Annotated in this window: 16 protein-coding genes; 7 read left to right on the top strand and 9 right to left on the bottom strand. The window is 71.5% G+C overall.

Translation table 11 applies throughout. The annotated features are described in order from the left end of the window. Positions 1-5: 5 nt before the first annotated feature. The gene (locus FHS29_RS31390; RefSeq protein WP_221456920.1) at positions 6-968 is read right to left on the bottom strand and encodes a helix-turn-helix domain-containing protein; all 963 of its coding nucleotides are present in this window, start codon (positions 966-968) and stop codon (positions 6-8) included. A gap of 695 nt (positions 969-1,663) precedes the next feature. Between FHS29_RS31390 and FHS29_RS31385 the strand changes: the two genes are divergently transcribed. After that, positions 1,664-3,244, top strand: a complete 1,581-nt coding sequence (locus tag FHS29_RS31385) for a flavin monoamine oxidase family protein (protein WP_184696973.1) — start codon at positions 1,664-1,666, stop codon at positions 3,242-3,244. A 271-nt stretch (positions 3,245-3,515) separates the two neighbouring features. Continuing rightward, positions 3,516-4,361: a class I SAM-dependent methyltransferase gene (locus tag FHS29_RS31380; RefSeq protein ID WP_184696971.1), complete on the top strand. Its 846-nt coding sequence runs from the start codon at positions 3,516-3,518 to the stop codon at positions 4,359-4,361. A 63-nt stretch (positions 4,362-4,424) separates the two neighbouring features. Here FHS29_RS31380 and FHS29_RS38345 read toward each other — a convergent pair whose 3' ends face one another. Next, positions 4,425-5,936 carry a pentapeptide repeat-containing protein gene (locus tag FHS29_RS38345; protein ID WP_184696969.1) on the bottom strand — a complete coding sequence of 504 codons (1,512 nt, stop codon included), beginning with the start codon at positions 5,934-5,936 and terminating at the stop codon, positions 4,425-4,427. 165 nt (positions 5,937-6,101) lie between these two features. Beyond that, a complete protein-coding gene (locus FHS29_RS31370; protein WP_184696967.1) occupies positions 6,102-6,482 on the bottom strand; it encodes a hypothetical protein in 381 nt (126 codons plus the stop codon). Positions 6,483-6,761: 279 nt separating this feature from the next. Here FHS29_RS31370 and FHS29_RS31365 point away from each other — a divergent pair, with 279 nt between their 5' ends. Further along, positions 6,762-9,815: an AfsR/SARP family transcriptional regulator gene (locus FHS29_RS31365; RefSeq protein WP_184696965.1), complete on the top strand. Its 3,054-nt coding sequence runs from the start codon at positions 6,762-6,764 to the stop codon at positions 9,813-9,815. Positions 9,816-10,023: 208 nt separating this feature from the next. On the opposite strand, the gene FHS29_RS31360 is transcribed toward FHS29_RS31365, so the two are convergent. Further along, the gene (locus FHS29_RS31360) at positions 10,024-10,767 is read right to left on the bottom strand and encodes a lytic polysaccharide monooxygenase (protein ID WP_184696963.1); all 744 of its coding nucleotides are present in this window, start codon (positions 10,765-10,767) and stop codon (positions 10,024-10,026) included. 316 nt (positions 10,768-11,083) lie between these two features. Between FHS29_RS31360 and FHS29_RS31355 the strand changes: the two genes are divergently transcribed. Together FHS29_RS31355 and FHS29_RS31350 are read left to right on the top strand one after the other, a co-directional pair. After that, complete coding sequence (locus FHS29_RS31355) at positions 11,084-11,437, top strand: ClpX C4-type zinc finger protein (RefSeq protein WP_184696961.1); 354 nt, start codon at positions 11,084-11,086, stop codon at positions 11,435-11,437. Beyond that, the gene (locus FHS29_RS31350; RefSeq protein WP_184696959.1) at positions 11,434-12,684 is read left to right on the top strand and encodes an MFS transporter; all 1,251 of its coding nucleotides are present in this window, start codon (positions 11,434-11,436) and stop codon (positions 12,682-12,684) included. Before FHS29_RS31355 ends, FHS29_RS31350 begins: the two co-directional genes overlap by 4 nt. Here FHS29_RS31350 and FHS29_RS31345 read toward each other — a convergent pair. After that, a complete protein-coding gene (locus FHS29_RS31345) occupies positions 12,650-13,066 on the bottom strand; it encodes a DUF4345 domain-containing protein (RefSeq protein WP_184696957.1) in 417 nt (138 codons plus the stop codon). The genes FHS29_RS31350 and FHS29_RS31345 overlap by 35 nt on opposite strands. An 80-nt stretch (positions 13,067-13,146) precedes the next feature. Here FHS29_RS31345 and FHS29_RS31340 point away from each other — a divergent pair, with 80 nt between their 5' ends. Then, the gene (locus FHS29_RS31340) at positions 13,147-13,737 is read left to right on the top strand and encodes a TetR/AcrR family transcriptional regulator (protein WP_184696955.1); all 591 of its coding nucleotides are present in this window, start codon (positions 13,147-13,149) and stop codon (positions 13,735-13,737) included. Between the two features lie 231 nt (positions 13,738-13,968). After that, the gene (gene asnB / locus FHS29_RS31335; protein ID WP_184696953.1) at positions 13,969-15,795 is read left to right on the top strand and encodes an asparagine synthase (glutamine-hydrolyzing); all 1,827 of its coding nucleotides are present in this window, start codon (positions 13,969-13,971) and stop codon (positions 15,793-15,795) included. A gap of 21 nt (positions 15,796-15,816) precedes the next feature. On the opposite strand, the gene FHS29_RS31330 is transcribed toward asnB, so the two are convergent. The 4 genes from FHS29_RS31330 to FHS29_RS31315 are packed head-to-tail and all read right to left on the bottom strand — an operon-like array spanning position 15,817 to position 17,456. After that, on the bottom strand, positions 15,817-16,269 hold the full coding sequence (locus FHS29_RS31330) for an iron chaperone (RefSeq protein WP_184696951.1): 453 nt from the start codon (positions 16,267-16,269) through the stop codon (positions 15,817-15,819). Further along, on the bottom strand, positions 16,266-16,460 hold the full coding sequence (locus FHS29_RS31325; RefSeq protein ID WP_184696949.1) for a hypothetical protein: 195 nt from the start codon (positions 16,458-16,460) through the stop codon (positions 16,266-16,268). Before FHS29_RS31325 ends, FHS29_RS31330 begins: the two co-directional genes overlap by 4 nt. Next, on the bottom strand, positions 16,460-17,086 hold the full coding sequence (locus FHS29_RS31320; RefSeq protein WP_184696947.1) for a VOC family protein: 627 nt from the start codon (positions 17,084-17,086) through the stop codon (positions 16,460-16,462). Before FHS29_RS31320 ends, FHS29_RS31325 begins: the two co-directional genes overlap by 1 nt. A 10-nt stretch (positions 17,087-17,096) precedes the next feature. Then, positions 17,097-17,456 (bottom strand): WGR domain-containing protein, encoded by a 360-nt coding sequence (locus FHS29_RS31315; RefSeq protein ID WP_312865181.1) that lies wholly within the window; start codon positions 17,454-17,456, stop codon positions 17,097-17,099. Between the last annotated feature and the right edge of the window lie 12 nt (positions 17,457-17,468).

The raw sequence follows: 17,468 nt of genomic DNA, 5'->3' as shown, positions 1-17,468 counted from the left end.
CGACCTCAAGGGGCAGCGGAGTCGTTCCCCCGGTCCGCTTCTGCGGCGGCGGTGATCGCTCGAACGCGGTATTCCCGAGGAGAGAGCCCCGTCGCCCGACGGAAGGCACGGCTGAAATCGGCCGGCTGGACGAAACCCCACCGCGCGGCGATGTAGCCGATGCCGCGGTGCTGCAGGCTCGGATCGGCCAGGTCCCGTCGACAGCATTCCACCCGGCGGGACCTGATGTAGGCGTGCACGGTCCGGTCGTTCTGCTGTTGGAATATCCGGTGCAGGTAGCGGAGCGATATCCGGTGGGCCGACGCTATCGCCGGAGGGGTCAAATCCGGCCGGTGCAGGTGTTCGTTGATGAACGAGGTGATCCGCAGGTAGAGCACGCGTTGCGGTGAGCGCAGCGGCGGCTCGCCCGCGTCCAGGTGGTGGGCCAGCGCGACCGCCGCCAGGTCCACCGCGGTGTGTTCCAGCCGAACCGCGTCCCGTGCGGTGCACACGACCTGTTCGTCGGCCAGTGCCGTCAGGAACTGCGACAGCAGCCGTACGACGCCGTCGCCCGGCGGCAGCGGGTTGGCCAGCAGGCGGGCGACCCGTGCGTCCGGCAACGGCAGCAACCGCTTCGGGAACTGCAGCACGACCGACCGCACGACCTCGGGGCCCGTGTCGACCCAAGCGTCGAACGCCCGTGAGCTGTCGTAGGCGACGACCTCTCCGGGTTCGACCAGCGTGCGGGTCCGGGCCTGGTCGATGCCCTGGTGCCCGGTGCGGATCAAGGCGAGTTGGTATTGCTCGGGATCCGACCGGCGGATCAGGGTGGGGGTCCGCCTGGACAGCAGTGAATTGTAGGACAGCGCGGTCACCTGCGCGGTTCCCAGCGACGTGGATTTCAGAGCGGCCACGAAGTTACCCGGATCGGGCACCCGGAATTCCGTGGTGACCAGCGCCGAAGCCGTCGTCGCCTCCCATGCGTCCACCCGATCGCGAATCGGGAGCGTTGCACTGTCGAAAACCCTCTCCACGAATCCCCCTCGCGCCGGCTCCCCGCGAGGAGGATCCCATAGCCCCCGAGGAGGCGGTAGTGCGCCGAGGGCCAACATCCGTGCACTGGACGCGAGCCGCGCAGCCGAGCACGGTGACAGCATTCCGATGAGACCGCCGAGAAGAGTTCGCCGGGGGAAACTCATCCGGCCGGTTTGGGTGTTGCCGAAGTCCGAAACCCTTTCATCAAGGGCAGGAGGAATGCACAGGGCCGGGTTCGCGAGCCTGTCACCGGGGCTGCCGCTGTAGTTCCGCCGGGAGCCCCACCGCCTCCGGCGCTCCGCCACGGCGGGTGACGTCCGAGGTTCGCTGAACCACCGCTCGCGGCAACCGACTCCGGCACCGCGTCCACCAAGGGCGCGGTGCCGGGGTGTGCAGGTCAAGCGCCACAACGGTGCCGAAGTGTCTACAAGGGACTCGTTGCGTGCCGGCCACCAGGATTGCCCGAGTGGGCAGTTCCGGTGGCCGAACGCACCAGGGGAATCGAACGGCCGTGGACGGTGGCCGTGGGCCGTGGTCCGATCCTCGTGTTTCGCAGGTCTGCCGTGAACCAGTCGCTGTGACGCTCAGCCGGCCTTCAGGCCTCCACAGCCACACCCCGCCGCCACGGTATCCGAGGTTGGGAGTGCAGATGACCCCTTTGACACGTCGGCGTTTCCTGGAGGCTGTCGGCATGGCCGGCGGCGCGGGCGCGCTGTTCCACACGATGGGTGCGCTGGGTTTGACGCCCGAGGCCGATGCCACGCCGTTCGTCCCGCCGTCGGCCGGGGATCTGGATCCGCGCGAGCGCGGCCGTCGGGTGGTGGTGCTGGGTGCGGGCATCGCAGGGTTGGCCACGGCGTACGAGCTGGGCAAAGCCGGGTACGAGTGCGTGGTCCTGGAGGCGGGCGAGCGTCCGGGAGGCCGGGTCTGGACCTTGCGGGGCGGGGACCGGGCGCGGGACCTGGACGGGCGGGTGCAGACCGCGGAGTTCTCGCGGGGGCAGTACTTCAACGCCGGTGCCGCCAGGCTGGCGCAGTCCATGATCACGCTGGACTACTGCCGGGAGTTGGGCGTACCCATCGAACCCTTCGCCGGCCAGAACGCCAACGCGCACCTGTACGAGGAGAGGGTGGAGGACCGCCCGACCACGATACGGGCGGTCAAGGCCGACACCTTCGGCTACGTCTCGGAGTTGCTGGCCAAGGCCACCGACCGGGGCGCGTTGGACGGCGAGCTGTCGGCCGTGGACAAGGAGCGGTTGCTGTCGTTCCTGGAGTCCTTCGGCGGCATCGGTGGTCGGGCCGACGGGTTCGCCTACCGGGGCGGCAGTCGCCGGGGCTACTCGGTGCTGCCGGGCGCGGGCACGGAGAAGGGCACGGTGCTGGGTCCGCCGGAGGCGCTGTCCCAGGTCTTCTCCCGCAACCTCGGTCGGCTCTTCGCCTTCGAGCTCAACTTCGAGTACGCGATGATGATGTACCAGGTGGTCGGCGGCATGGACCGGATACCGGTGGCGTTGGCGGCGGCCGTGGGCGCGTCGAGGATCCGGTACCGGTGCGAGGTCCGGTCGATCACGAATCACGATGACGGGGTGGAGGTCGCCTACCGGGATCCGCACGGCGTCATGAGGGTGGAACGGGGCGACTTCTGCGTCGCTGCCCTGCCGCCGCACATCCTGGCCCGGCTCCGGCACAACCTCGGCCAGGAGGTGTCCGCGGCACTGGCCACCCCGACACCGAACCCGGTGGGCAAGCTCGGACTGGAGTACGGCCGTCGTTGGTGGGAGGAGGACCTGCGGATCTACGGCGGGATCAGCCGCACCGACCTGGACCTGTACCAGATCTGGTTCCCGTCCTCCGGGTTGCACACCGAACGCGGTGTGGTCCTGGGTTACTACAACATCGACGCGGAAGCCCAGGTCTACGACCGGTTGACGCCGGAGGAACGAACCCGCCGCGCGCTGGCGCAGGGCGCGAAGATCTACGGCGACGCGTACCGGCGGGACGTGCGGTCGTCGTTCTCGGTGGCGTGGTCGCGGACTCCGTTCATCGAAGGTGGCTGGGTGACATGGCCCTCCCACGACTCCCCCGAGTACCGGCTGCTCACCCGTCCCGCCGGCCGCGTCCACTTCGCCGGTGACTGGCTCAGCCACTGGATCTCCTGGCAGGACGGCGCATTCCTGTCCGCCCGCAAGGCCGTCACCGAGATCCACCACCGCGTCGCAGCCGGCTGAAGCTCCCGCCGGCCGCGGGCGGTGTTCGGCCGCGGGCCCAGGAATCGTCGAGCAGGCGTTCGACTTGGAGTTGCGGTAGTTTGCCGCTCGGCCGGCACCGCAGGGCCATCTTCCGGAAACGTGACTACACCGCGCACCGACGCACGGCCGTCCACGAGTTGCCCGAAGTGGTGGCGGACGACGAGAGGTCGCGATTGCGGGACCGGCGCGAAGCCGCCGGCCGGGAACAGATCCGCGTGGCGGTTCGCGACTCGACGGGATGATTTCGGAGATGGTCGACGGATGGGAGTGGGACAGCTCCCTGTTCGAGGGATCTGCCGCCTACTACGAGCGCGGACGCCTTCCGTACGCTCCGGGCTTCGTCGAGACGCTGGTCGCGGCGCTCGGGCTGGACGGCACCGGCCGCCTGCTCGACGTCGGCTGCGGCCCGGGGATCGTGGCGCTGGCCCTCGCGCCGCACTTCGCCGAGGTGGTCGGCATCGACCCGGACGAAAGCATGGTGGCCGAGGCGGCGCGGCAGGCCGCGCGCCGCGAGGCGACCAACGTGCGGTGGGCGACCGCCCGCGCCGAGGACCTGCCCGCCGACCTGGGCGAGTTCCGGGCGGTGGTGTTCGCCCAGTCGTTCCACTGGACGGACCGGGACCAGGTCGCCGCGACCGTGCTGGAGATGCTGGAGCCGGGCGGCGCGTTCATCCACATGAGCGACCTCAAGGACCCGCCCGCCGAGTCGACGCCGCTGCCGGCGCCGACCCCTCCGTACGCGGAGATCCGCGAGCTGGTGCAGCGGTACCTCGGGCCGGGTCGGCGCGCGGGGCGGGGAACGCTGGTCAACGGGACGCCCGGCCGGGAAGACCTGGTCATCGAGCGAGCCGGGTTCGAGGCGTTCGAACGCCACGTCGTGCCTGCCGGACAGGTGGTGGACCGCGCACCCGACAACATCGTGGCGTGGGTGTTCTCCCGCTCCGACTCCGCGCCGCACCTGTTCGGCGACCGGTTGGCCGACTTCGAACGGGACCTGCGAGCGCTGCTGGACGGGGTGTCGCCAGACGACCGCTTCGCGGAACACCTCCCGCCTACCGAGATCATGACCTGGCGCAAGCCGCAGGGCGAGCGCTGACGACGAAGCACGCGGTTGAACGGTGCCCCACCGGCCGCAGCCCTCGCGGGGCATCGAACGGGGTCACTGGTCGGGCTGGATCGGCACCAGGCGGTGCCACGTCCCCTCGCAGCCGTCGACGGGGCCGTGTTCGTCGGCGGGCCGCCACCCGGTCGGCCAGGTCGAGCGGCTCGGCCTCGGGTGGACGGTCACGGCACCGCCGAACTCACCGCCGCGGGCGAAGTCCGCACCGCCGAACAGGGCGTCCCGGGCGAACATCGCCCCGCGGAAACGGGCGTCCCCGGCGAAGGTCGCCCCGCCGAACACGGCGATCCCGGCGAACCTGGCCCTGATGAACACGGCAGCGCGGCTGAACGTGGCACAGGAGAACCCGGCGTCGCCGGCGAACGTGGCCCCGCCGAATCCGGCGTCCCCGCCGAACGTCGCTCCACCGAACGTGGCGTCCCCGTGGAAGGTCGCGACGCCGAACATCCCGGCCCCGGCGAACCTGACCCGGAAGAACCCGGCGTCACCGGCGAAGGTCGCTTTGACGAACGCGGCGGTCCGGGTGAACGTCGCACCGGCGAAGCCGGCGTCACCGGCGAACCTCGCTCCACCGAACCCGACGGGCCCGGCGAACGTCGCGCCGCCGAACCGGGCGTCCCCGACGAAGGTCGTCTCGGAGAACCCGGAGAGGCCGGCGAACACCGCCCCGCCGAACTCCGCCTCCGCGGCGAACGTCGTCCCGCCGAACCGGGCGTCTCCGGCGAACGTCGCGCCGCCGAACCGGGTGTGGCGGGGTCGGCAGCCGGTGAGGTCGAAGTCGACGAGGGTGGCGCCGGTGAGGTCGAGGTCGGTGTCGGGCCAGAAGGCGTCGACCGGGCGGTCGGGATCGGGTCCGGGGCGCAGGTGGTCGCGCAGGACCCGTTGGGCGGTCAGGCGGACCTCACGTTCCCGGACCCGGCCCTCGTGCAGGGCCCGGGCCTGCTCGTCGGCGGTGGGCGGGGCGTCAGGCGGGGCGAAAGGCATCCTCAGGTACGCGCACAGCACGTTGACCACGGTGGGCCGCTGGTGGGGGTTGTCCTGGGCGAGGCGTTCCAGCGCGTAGAGCCCGGCCATGCGGACCGGAGCCTTGTCCGAACCGAGCTGTTCCGATGCCCTGGTGAACAGCTCGGTGACGCGGCGGGCCGCGGCGTCGTCACGGGTGTCCGCGGCGACCTGCTCGGCGTGCCGCCGGGTGGTCTCGGCAACCTGCTCGGCGTGGTCCTGGGCGTGGTCGCGCTGGGCGAGTTCGAGCTCCTGCGTGCGCTGCCGCCGGGCCGCCAGGTACAGCGCGAACAACCCGCCGCCGCCCACCGCGATGGCCGAGGCGGTCTTCACCGCGTCCAAGTGCGCGGTCGCCTTCTTCTCCGGCTCGACCAAGGCGAGATCGTCGATCCACCGCCACAGCACCACCAGCACCAGCCCGGCGACGGCGAACACCACCAGGCCGACCACCGGCACCGTCCAGCGCGGCAACGGCGATCCGCCGCACCGACCACCGGACGGTCGCCCCGGACCGAGCGACGACTTCCACGCGGCGGGGTCGTCGGGCACACCACAGATCATGACCACGACCCGCGCACACGGCACACTCGAAGCAGCCCACACCACCCGATCGCGAACCAGGACCGGCGGGGATGCCGGAATCCCCACATCAGGATCAATGCGACGTGACTGTCCTGCCGGCCAAGTGCCGGCAGGACGGTCATAGGCGTGTTGTCACCTGTCGCTGGTGCACACGCTGGGGATGTAGCCGGACCACCCGGCGGAGCCGTTGTGGCGCAGGATTCCGTCCTGCACCAGGATCCACCCGTTGGCACCGGTGTACCCGCAGGCCCCGTAGCCGGCACCGACGACCAGCTTGCGACACGGGAAGGTCTCGCCCGCGTAGACCGTGAACACAGCGGGCGACGCGGCGTCGGGCCTGGCCTTGGCGACGACCTTGTCGTGCACGTCGACCCAGGACCCGGTGCACTGGCCGCCTGCCATGACGCCCGGCGCCCCGCCTTGTGGTTCCGCCGCGGCGCTCGCCCCGACCGTCGACACCGCCGCCATCACGGAGGCAGCCGCCAAGAGTGAGAACAGCTTGGTCTTCCGCATTGTCGAAACTCCCTGTCAGTAGAGGACGATCGATGCTTCGAGCGCGGCGCTGATGTCGAAGACCGAGGTGCAGTAGGTGATCGCGCCGACGCCCGCCTCGGGGCCGACGATCTGCCCCCTGTCCATCGCCGTGTACGGCCGGCCCTTGGCTGAGGAGAAGCACGGGCCGCCCGAGTCACCCGCGACACGCCGAGTGTGGGACAAGGCGGTACAGCGCCGGTCCACGCGAAGTCCAGCCGCTGCCGGACCGCTGCGTTATGTTGGCCACGGGGGTGCTCGATGCTGTTCGAGGTGTTCGGCCCGACGGGTCTGGTGTCCCCTGGCGGAAACCGGACGCCGATCCCGGCTCGGAAACCGCGGGTGCTGCTGTCCACGCTCCTGTTGCACGCGAACGAGCAGGTGAGCGTCGAGCGGCTGGTCCGCGCGCTGTGGGAGGACAGCCCACCGGCGTCGGCGGTCGGGAACGTCAAGACCTACGTGTGGACGCTGCGCCGCCTCCTGGCCTGTGGCACGACCGGCGACGACGGGCGGATCGCCGCCGACCGGAACGGCTACCGCATCGAGGTGCGACGCGACGAGGTGGACGTCTTCCTCTTCGAGGACCGGGTGTCCGAAGGCTGTCGCGAGTGGGTGGACGGCGAGCCCGGCCGTGCGGTGGAGGTCCTGTCCCGGGCGTTGCCGCTGTGGCGCGGCGAGCCGTTCCCGGAACTGACCGGCGCCGCGGTCGACGCCGTCCGGACCCGCCTGGCCGAGCAGCGGCTCACCGGCCACGAGTACCTGGCGCGCGCCCTGGTCGCCTCGGGGCGTGCCGCCGAGGCGGTGGCCGCGTTGAGCGGTCTGGTCGCCGAGCACCCGTTCCGCGAGCACCTGCGTGCGGTGCTGATGACGGCGCTGCACCGGTCCGGTCGCCCGGCGGAGGCGCTGAGCCTCTACGAGGACACCAGGAAGGTGCTGGACCGGGAGCTGGGCGTGCTGCCAGGTGCCGAACTGCGTCGGCTCCACGTCGCGATCCTGGCGGACGACGACGTCGGGGACGGGACCGCCGGCCTCTCGCGCCGGGCCCAGCCCGTCACGACCGTCGCGCAATTGCCGACGGCGCCTCAGGGTTTCGTCGGCCGTGCGGACGTCGTGCACATGATGGACCGCCTGCTGGGCGATCCGGGCACCGACCCGGTGCTGTGCGTGGTCACCGGCACCGCGGGGGTCGGCAAGACGGCGTTGACGCTGCACTGGGCCCACCGGGTGCGGTCCCGCTTCCCCGGCGGGCAGTTGTTCGTGGACCTGCGAGGCCACAGCGCCGAGGCTCCGCTGTCGGCGAAGCAGGCGCTGGACGAGGTGCTGCACGCCCTCGGCGGTGGCCAGGCCGACCTGCCGACCAGTGTGGGCGCAGCCGCCGCGGCCTACCGGTCGGCGCTCGCGGACCGCCCGATGCTGGTGGTGCTCGACGACGCGGCGGACGTCAGGCAGGTGCGGCCCCTGCTGCCCGGCTCGCCCGGCAGCGCGGTGGTGGTGACCAGCCGCAACCGGCTCGACGGGCTGGTGGCCCGGGAGGGCGCCCGGCAGGTCCGGCTCGACGTGCTGGCGCCCGGTGACGCGCTGGACGTGCTCGGCGGGATCGTCGGCCCCGCGCGCCTCGCCCGCGAGCGCGGCCCGGCGCTGGAACTGGTGGCGTTGTGCGGCGGCCTGCCGCTCGCCCTGCGCATCGCCGCGGCGCACTTGGCCGCGCGCCCGGACCGGTCGATCGGCGACTACGTGACCGGGCTGCGCACCGGTGACCGCCTCGCCGCCCTGGAGCCGCAGGGAGACCCGGACTCAGCCGTCAAAGCCGCGCTCGACCTGTCCTACGCCTGGCAGCCCGCCGACACGCAGCGGTTGTTCCGCCTGCTGGGCTTGATGCCCGGACCGGACACGGCCGCGCCTGCGGTGGCGGCGCTGGCCGGGGTCGGAACCGCCGAAGCAGAACGCGGGTTGCGGGCGCTCGTCGCGGCTCATCTGGTGGAGGAACCCGCGCCCGGCCGTTACGCGCTGCACGAACTGCTCCGCCTGTACGCCGCCGATCGCGCGGCGGTCGACGGGCGGGCGCCCCTGGACCGCCTGATCGGCTGGTACGTGGCCACGGCCGACCAGGCCGCCGACGCCCTCGACGGGGGCAGGCACCGGCTGCCCCACCCCGCCGCCGAGTGGGGTGGTCCCGACCCGCTGTCCTTCGCCGACGCCGGGACGGCCCTGGCCTGGCTCACCGACGAGGCCGCCAACCTCGCCGCGACCGTGCGATCGACCGCCGAGACCGGACCCCGTTGGGCCGCCTGGTACATCGCCGACGCCATGAAGGGCTTCTTCGTGCGCGGCAACACCGCGCAGTGGTCGGCCGTGGTGGATCCGGCGTTGCGCGCCGCGGTCGGCAATCCCATGGCGACGGCGGCGATGCGCAACAGCGCGGGCGTCCTCGGACTGACCCGCGGCGACCACGCCGCCGCGGTCGGCCACTTCACCGAGGCGCTGGAAGCCGCCACGGTCGCCGGGTGGAACCTCGGGCGGACCGTCGCCCTGTCCAACCTCGGCGTCCTGCACCTCTACAACGGTCCGCTCACCTCGGCCCTCGAATACCTGGACCGGGCGGACGCGCTGGCCACCAGCGACCCCACCTGCCTGGTGCACGCGGGCACGATCCGGCTCAACCTGGGCGCCGCCGCGTGGCTCCTCGCCCGGCCCGCCGAGGCGATGGACCACCTCGCCGGCGCCTTGACCTTCCAGCACGAGTCCGGGCACGACCGGGGCCGCGGCATGGCGCTGCTGCTCCTCGCGGAGACGCACCTGCAGGTGGGCGACCTGAAGCGGGCGGCACACCTGGCCGAACTGGCCTCGTCGCACGTGCGGCAGCACCGCATCGACCACGAACTGGCCTGGTGCCTGGAGTTCCGCGCCCGCCTGGCCCTGCTGGACGGCAATCACCGACGCGCTCTCGACCTCCTCGCCGAGGCCGCGCAACTGGCCGAGGGGCACCACTTCCCGGAGACGGACACGCGCAACACCACTGCGGTCGCCTACCGCCTCCAGCACCGCTTGCCCGAGGCCGCCGCCCTGCACCACCGGGCGCTGGAGGCCGCGAACCGTTCCGGCTACCTCAGAGGACAGGTCGAAGCGCTGCTCGGCCTGTCCGCCGTGTGCCTGGACCGTGGCGAACCGGCTGAAGCGTCGACCCACGCCAGTGCCGCGCTCGACCACGCACACTGCGGCGTCCTGCGGACCCACGAGGCACAGGCGCGAGCCGCACTCGCCGCCGCCGAAGGCACTGCGGCAGGCACTCGGCCGGCGGGCGCACCTCTGGCGTGATCCGCGCTCCGGGTACGCCCGTCGAAGACCCGCACGGCTGCCCGGGTCCGAAGCCCTCGGGAAGGACCGTCGGACCGACGAGCCGAACTCGAACCGGAGCGACGCCGGTACCGATCGGCAGTGTCGCAACCGCCGGAGACGACTGCGGCGTCGACCTGCTGATGCGGTACCGGCGTCGGGCCCCTCCCGGACGAGCCGGGGTCAGGACCTACAACCGCTGCCAGAGGGAGGCGACGTTCGGCGGCTCCCAGCCCGCCAGCGAGGTGTGGGCCTGGAGGCAGCGGTACGACGCGCCGCCGTAGGTCGCCTGCGAGCCGGCCGTGTACGAGATGCCGGCTGCCCACGGGCCGCTCACCGGCGGCGTGGTGGTCGTGGTCGTGGTGGGCTGGGTGGTGGTGGTCGGCGTCGACGTGGTCGTCGGGCCGGGGCCACCGGGGCCGACCTGGAGGTCGACGCAGTTGTAGAACGCCATCGCCGTGTCGGCGATGTTCCACACGGCGAGCAGCTTGATGCGGCCGGTGCGGCCACCCAGGCTCACGTTGTGGTTCACCGTCCGGCCCGGCTGGCGACCGCGGTCGTTGAACTCGGCGATCTTGCTGCCGCCGACGAAGTACTGCCACGTGCTGGTGGCGTGGTTCGCCGTGATCAACCAGTTGAACGAGACGTTGTCGCCCACCGACGTGGCGGGCCACGCCTTGCGGTCGTCGTTCAGGGGCGCCCAGCGGGCGTCGCCGCCGTGGCAGTTCTGCTGCCCCTTGAGGCCTTCCACGCTCGCCGGCTCGTAGATGATGTCACCGCAGTTGGAGACCTTGCCCGCGGCGCAGACCGCCTGCCGGCTGGCCGGCGAGGTGATGTAACCGTGCGCGCTGGCCGTTCCCGCCGACACCACGACGATCAACGGGGCGATGCCCACGCCGGCGAGCACCGCCGCGAGCTTCCGTTTCAGGTTCATTGTCCAGCTCCTTCGGAGGAACCCCGGAGGGGGTTTCCCTGGGCAGGGTCCAAATCCGCGGCGACCGGATCACGCCGGGCGCGACCGCCTGCGAGGGGGCGGACCGCATCCGGCAATTGGTCTAGACCATATCGGTTCGGTGTCGTTCACGTCAAGATCCGACCCGACTGGCCCGATCGGCCGAACCTCGTTGTGCCACATGACAGAACGGGCCGGCGCAACTCCAAGGTGCCACAGCCGGGGCTTTGCCGACACTCGACCGGCCCGCTACCCTCCCATGGTGTCAGGACGAGCCTGACAGCATGGGGGTGTCGTCGTGTCCGACCGGGCCTTTCCTCCGGTGTGCTCGTTCTGCGCCAAGGCCGCCGAGGAGGTCGGCAGGATCATCGCGGGTGCGGGCGTCTACATCTGCGACGAGTGCGTGGCCAGGTGCAACGAGATCCTCACCGCCGACCGGGGGGCGGGCGAGGCGAACGTCCCGGAGTGGTCCGTCATGTCGGACGAGGAGTTGTTGGGCCAACTCCCCCGCATCGCGGCGAACGCCGACCGGATCGAGGTGGGCCTCCGGGATCGGGTGGCGGAACTGCGCACGCGCGGCGTGACGTGGGCCCGCGTCGGGGAAGCGCTGGGCATGACCCGGCAGTCGGCCTGGGAGCGGTTCTCCGCGTGACCACGCGGCCGGAGGGAGGCCCGGTGGTGGCCACCGGCGAAGCGGCCACCATCTGGCGCAACCGGGACTTCCGACTGGTCTGGTCCGGGCAGGCGCTGTCCGAGTTCGGCAACGGCGTGTCCCAGCTCGCCTATCCGCTGCTGATGCTCGCGATCACCGGCTCGCCCACGGCGGCCGGCGCCCTCGCGGCCGTGCGCGCCCTGCCGTACCTGCTGTTCGGGCTGGTCGCCGGCGCGCTGGTGGACAGGTGGAACCGGAAGCGGACGATGATCGCCTGCGACTTGCTCAGAGCGGTCAACATGGCCACCATCCCGGCCGCGTTGTCGGTCGGTGCGCTCACACCCGCGCACGTGTTCGCAACCGGTTTCGTCGGCGGCGTGCTGTACGTGTTGTTCAGCGCCGCCGAGGGCGCGTGCCTGCCGAACGTCGTGCGCGAGCACCAGTTGACGGCGGCGGTGTCCGCCCAGGGGACCGCGCAGTCGGCGTGCGGCGTGATCACCGGCCCGGTCGGCGGCGCGCTGCTCCAGTTCTCCCGTGGCCTGCCGTTCCTGGTCGACGCCCTCTCCTTCCTCGCCTCGGCGTTGTGCCTGTCGTTCGTGCGGGGCGACTTCCGCGACCAGGGGACCGGACCGGGGAAGCGGGGTTCGCTGCGCGCCGAGGTCGTCGAGGGGGTGCGCTGGTTGTGGAACCACACTTCGCTCAGGTTGATCGCGATCGTGGCGGCGGGCCTCCAGGTCGCCATCTCCGGCATCGCGTTGGTGGCGATCGTGGTGGCGCGGGACTCGGGGGCGTCCTCCGCGACGATCGGGGTGCTGTTCTCCGCCCTGGGGGTGGGCGGTGTCGTGGGCGCGCTTCTGGCCCCGCGGCTGAAGAACCGGCTGGGGCTCGGCGGTTTGCTGTTGTCCGTGCTCTGGTCGCAGGCCGCATTGTGGGTCCTGATGGCGTTCGCGACATCGCTGGCGGCGGTCGCGCTCGTCCTGGGGCTGTTCATGTTCTCCATGCCGTGCTTCGGCATCGCTGCGCTCACCTTCCAACTGGAGGTCACGCCCGACGCACTGCGCGGCCGGGTCGGCACGGCGTTCAGCCTGCTGATCTGGACCGCGACCCCGATCGGCGCGTCGGCGGCGGGGCTCCTGCTGGACACCACCTCCCCGCGCACCGCGTCGTCGGTCTTCGCGGCGTGGGTCCTCGCGCTGTCGGTGTCGACGTCGATCAGCGCGGCTCGCGGTCGCGTGCCGAAGCCTTGACGCCCACCCGCCGTTCGTCGGCTCCCGACAACCGGAAGTACACCAGCGGCAGGACGAACTCGCTCACGGTGAGCGCGACCTGGAACCAGTGCGGCTGTCCGTGCACGGCCATCGACAGCAACCGGCCCACGCCGCCGAGCAGGAGGATGCCGGCCAGCCACCGCACCGCCGCAGCGGGAACGGGCGACTGCCGGGCCGCCCACAGCCAGGCCAGGCCGTACCCGAGGAAGATCGCGTTGTAGAACCGCTCGCGGCTGTCGACGGTCGCCCCGGCGGTGTCCTCACCCGGCACGGAGTCGATGCCCAGCGCGATGTGGAACAGCCCGATCGCCACGCAGGTGACCCCCATGGCCGCCACCAGCCACTTGAGAACCCTCGCCATCGCCCCGCCTTAGTAGACGTGTGACTACTAAGCGGACGCTACGGACGCTGGTAGACGTGTGTCAAGTAAGGTGTGGTGCCATGGCCGCCAGACGCCGCCTCGACCCCGCGCAGCGGCGTGCCGAACTGATCGACGTGGGCGCGCGGCTGTTCGCGGCCAAGCCGTACGAACAGGTGCTGATGGAGGACGTCGCCGAACGGGCCGGCGTCTCCCGCGCGCTGCTGTACCGCTACTTCCCCACCAAGCGGGAACTGTTCGCGGCGATCCACCGGCAGGCCACGGCCCGGTTGCTGGCCGCGTCGGAATTCGACGGGACCGGTCCCCTGGTCGAACAGCTGACCGCCGCACTGGAAGCGCACATCGACTACTTCGCCGCCAACAGCCACGTCGTTCTCGCCGCGAACCGGGAACTGGCGGGCGACCCGGTGGTCCAGGCCGTCATCGCCGACGAGTTCGCGGTGCTGCGCCGACGCCTGCTCGACGCCACCGGCCTCGAAGGACGCCCGCGCGAGGTGGTGTCGGCGGCGGTGACGGGGTGGCTGGTGTTCGTCCGGACACTGTGCGTGGACTGGCTGGCCAACGACACGTTCTCGCGGGCCGAGCTGCGCGACGTGTGCGTGGGGGCACTGCTGGGCGCACTGGACCCGGTCGTGGACATCCGGCCTCTGTAGACACCCCGACAGCCGGGCGTTGTCAGCCGGACTCCGCTGTCGCCGTTGTCGGGCAATCGTTTCCGACCCGATACATCACCGGCGGAGACCACAAAGCACGAAGGAACCCCATCTCGACACCTTCGGCCACCCTCCCCGACCGAAGCGCATTTTTCGGGCCGGATCCGCCATGTGCACGCGTTTCATCGACTCGAGCGGCTATCGCCGAGCCCGATGGACAGGGAGACAGACATGTGCGGTATCACCGGTTGGGTCGCCTACGACTCCGACCTGACACTCCGTCGGGAGGTCGTCGACGCCATGACGGCGACGATGTCCCTCCGAGGCCCGGACGAGTGCGGCACGTGGGTGCGCCCGCACGTCGCCCTCGGCCACCGACGGCTCGCGGTCATCGACCTGCCCGGCGGGCGTCAGCCGATGACCGTGACGACCCCACGCGGCGAAGTCGCCCTGGTCTACAGCGGTGAGGCGTACAACTTCGCCGAGCTGCGCGCCGAGTTGACCGCGCTCGGGCACACCTGGCGCACGTCCAGCGACACCGAGGTCGTCCTGCGGGGCTACCTGGAGTGGGGTGACGCGGTCGTGGACCACCTCGGGGGCATGTACGCGTTCGCGATCTGGGACGAGCGCGACAACCGCCTGGTACTGGTCCGCGACCGCATGGGCGTCAAGCCGCTCTACTACCTGTCCACCCCGGACGGTGTGCTGTTCGGCTCCGAGCCCAAGGCGATCCTGGCCAACCCGCTGGCACCGCGGGTGGTCGGCGTCGAGGGCCTGCGCGAGCTGACGGTGTTCACCAAGAGCCCGGGCTGGGCGCTGTGGCGCGGGATGCGCGAGGTCGAGCCCGGCACGGTCGTCACGGTCACCCGGGACGGCATCCGTGCCCGGACCTACTGGAAGCTCGACGCCAGGCCGCACACCGACGACCGGGAGGCCACGGTCGCCCGCGTCCGCGAGCTGATGACCGACACCGTGCGCCGCCAACTCGTCGCCGACGTGCCGCGCTGCCTGCTGCTCTCCGGTGGGCTCGACTCCAGCGCCATCACCGGCCTGGCCGCCGCTCGACTGGACGAACGGGTGCGCACGTTCTCGGTCGACTTCGTCGGGCAGGAGGAGAACTTCCGACCCGACTGGGTGCGCGACACCCCGGACACGCCGTACATCCGCGACGTGGTCCGGCGGATCGGCTCCGACCACCGGGACGTCGTGCTCGACCCGGCCGCCCTGACCGACCCGGAGCTCCGGCGCGCCGTGCTCCGCGCCCGCGACATCCCGGTCGGCCTCGGTGAACTGGACATGTCGCTGCTCCTGCTGTTCAAGGCGATCCGGGAGGAGTCGACCGTGGCGCTGTCCGGTGAAGCGGCCGACGAGCTGTTCGGCGGCTACAAGTGGTTCCACGACGACCGGGTCGACGTGGACACGTTCCCGTGGATCGCCTACCTCAACGGGGGGAACGCCGGCCACGTCCCGCCCTTCGAGCCGGGCCTGCTGGCGGAGCTGGAGCTGGACACCTACGTGGCCGACCAGTACCGCACGGCGGTGGCGCGGGTCGACCACCTCGACGGCGAGTCGGCGCGCGAGGCTCGCATGCGCACGATCTGCAACCTGCACCTGACCCGGATGGTGCCGCTGCTGCTGGACCGCAAGGACCGCGCGTCGATGGCGGTCGGCTTGGAGGTGCGGGTGCCGTTCTGCGACCACCGCCTGGTGGAGTACGTCTACAACACGCCATGGTCGCTCAAGTCCTTCGACGGCAAGGAGAAGAGCCTGCTCCGCCTCGCCGTCGAACACGTCCTGCCCACCTCGGTGCGCGACCGCGTCAAGAGCCCTTATCCGTCCATTCAGGACCCGGTCTACGCGGCGGCGTTGCAGCAGCAGGTCAAGGAGGTGACGACCGAGTCCGGACACCGCGTGTTCGACCTCGTCGACCGCGCGTGGGCGCACCGCGTGTCCGAACTGGACCCGACCCGGATGGCGCCGACGGACCGGGTCGACCTGGACCGCTTCCTCGACCTCTACCACTGGATCGACCTGTACCGACCGGAGTTCGCGCTGTAGGGCGCGGCACGCGGAACCGGCTCAACCCACCGCCTGCCGGACGAGGGCGGCGATGCGTGCCTCCACTTCGGCCGTCACCTCGGTCAGCGCGAAGCTGGTGGCCCACATCGTGCCCTCGTCCAGCTGCGCGAGGTCGTTGAACCCGAGCGTCGCGTAGCGCGCCTTGAACTTGTCCGCGCTCTGGAAGAAGCAGACGACCTTGCCGTCCAGCGCGTAGGCGGGCATCCCGTACCAGAGCTTCGGCGCGAGCGTCGGGGCGTTGGCCGTGACGACGGCGTGGACGCGTTCGGCCATGATCCGGTCGGAGTCGGGCATCTCGGCGATCTTCGCGAGGACGTCGCGTGCCGCCTCTGCCGCCTTGTCCGCACGCGAACCGCGGCGCGCTTCCTTCTTCGTCTGTTCGGCGTGCTCCTTCATCGCGGCCCGTTCCTCGGCCGTGAAACCCTCGTACGTGCTGGTCTTGTCGCGGCTCATCGCGGATTCTCCTCAGTGGACGTGGTGTGCGGGGCTTGGTCCTGGTTCGTCGCGCCGACCAGGTGTTCTCCGGTGGCCGGAGGCGCGGTGTCGGCAACGCCGGGTCGGCGATCGGCGGGTGTGGCGGCGGTGGGCCCGGCGCTGTCCCAGGCGAGCGCGGCGGCCAGGCCGGGCACGAGGTAGAGGCACATCAGGACAGCTCCGCCATCGAGGTGGTCTCCCAGGCGAAGCCGTCGGGGTCGGTGAAGGGCTCGGCCGCGCCACCGACGGCGATCCGGTGCGATCCGGTGCCCTCGGGAGGAACCCCGGCGTCCTTGGCCAGGGCACGACGCCGGTACAGCGCCAGCGTGACGGGACTCGTCCCGGTGGCGAACTCGACGTACACCCGGCTGAAGCTCTTCGCCACGGTGAGCCCCCGCCCGACGTAGAACCGCTTGCTCGCGGCCATGTCCGACACTCCCAGCAGGAGCACGATGCCGTCGACCCGCCGGGTGGCCGGGCCGGTGTTCTTCTTCGCCGACGTCGCGACCTTCCAGATCGTCCCGTCCGGGGCTTGGAGGACCCCGGCGTAGCCCCACAGCGACTTCGCGGCGGGCTTGAGCACCGTTGCCCCGGAGTCGAGGACGGCGCCTACCAGGGCGTCGACGTCGGCCGGCTGGGACACCACGAGGGACAAAGTGAACCCCCGGAAGCCGGTGGTCGGTTCCTGCGAGGCCCGCAGGCGCAGCCGGGTGCCCAGGCCGAAGGCGGCGGTGTAGAAGCGTTCGGCGGCCGCGGGGTCGGCCACCTCGAGGGTGATGCTGTCGACGGAGGTCATGGCGGCAACGCTAGGCGCGACCCGGTGGCCGGTGCTTCTCCATTCCTGACCGGTCTCGGCGCAGCGCCCGGCGGCCCTCGGACCCCTGGCCACCGGCCGCGGCTCGGGATTGTCGGTGTCGCTCGAACCGCCACAGCACCGGTGCCTGGTGGGCGGTCGAGCCGGTGCTGACGATCTCCCGCCGGCTCACCGCCCGCCGCCCGCGCACCCCCCTGACGGCGGGGGCGTAGCCCTTGCGCACCTTCTCGCCGATCTTCTTCTCGGCGGCCTTGAGCGCCTTGGCGTGGTCGGCGAAGGTCGCACTCCTGACCTGCCCCTGTTCCCCGATGCGCCCGTAGGTGATGGTGACCTCGGTGTCGTCGACCCGCACCTCGTAGAACTT

Source organism: Saccharothrix tamanrassetensis (assembly GCF_014203665.1).
Taxonomy (GTDB): Bacteria; Actinomycetota; Actinomycetes; order Mycobacteriales; family Pseudonocardiaceae; genus Actinosynnema; species Actinosynnema tamanrassetense.
The sequence above is the reverse complement of the archived record's forward strand: the minus strand, read 5'-3'. Positions and strand labels throughout refer to the sequence as shown.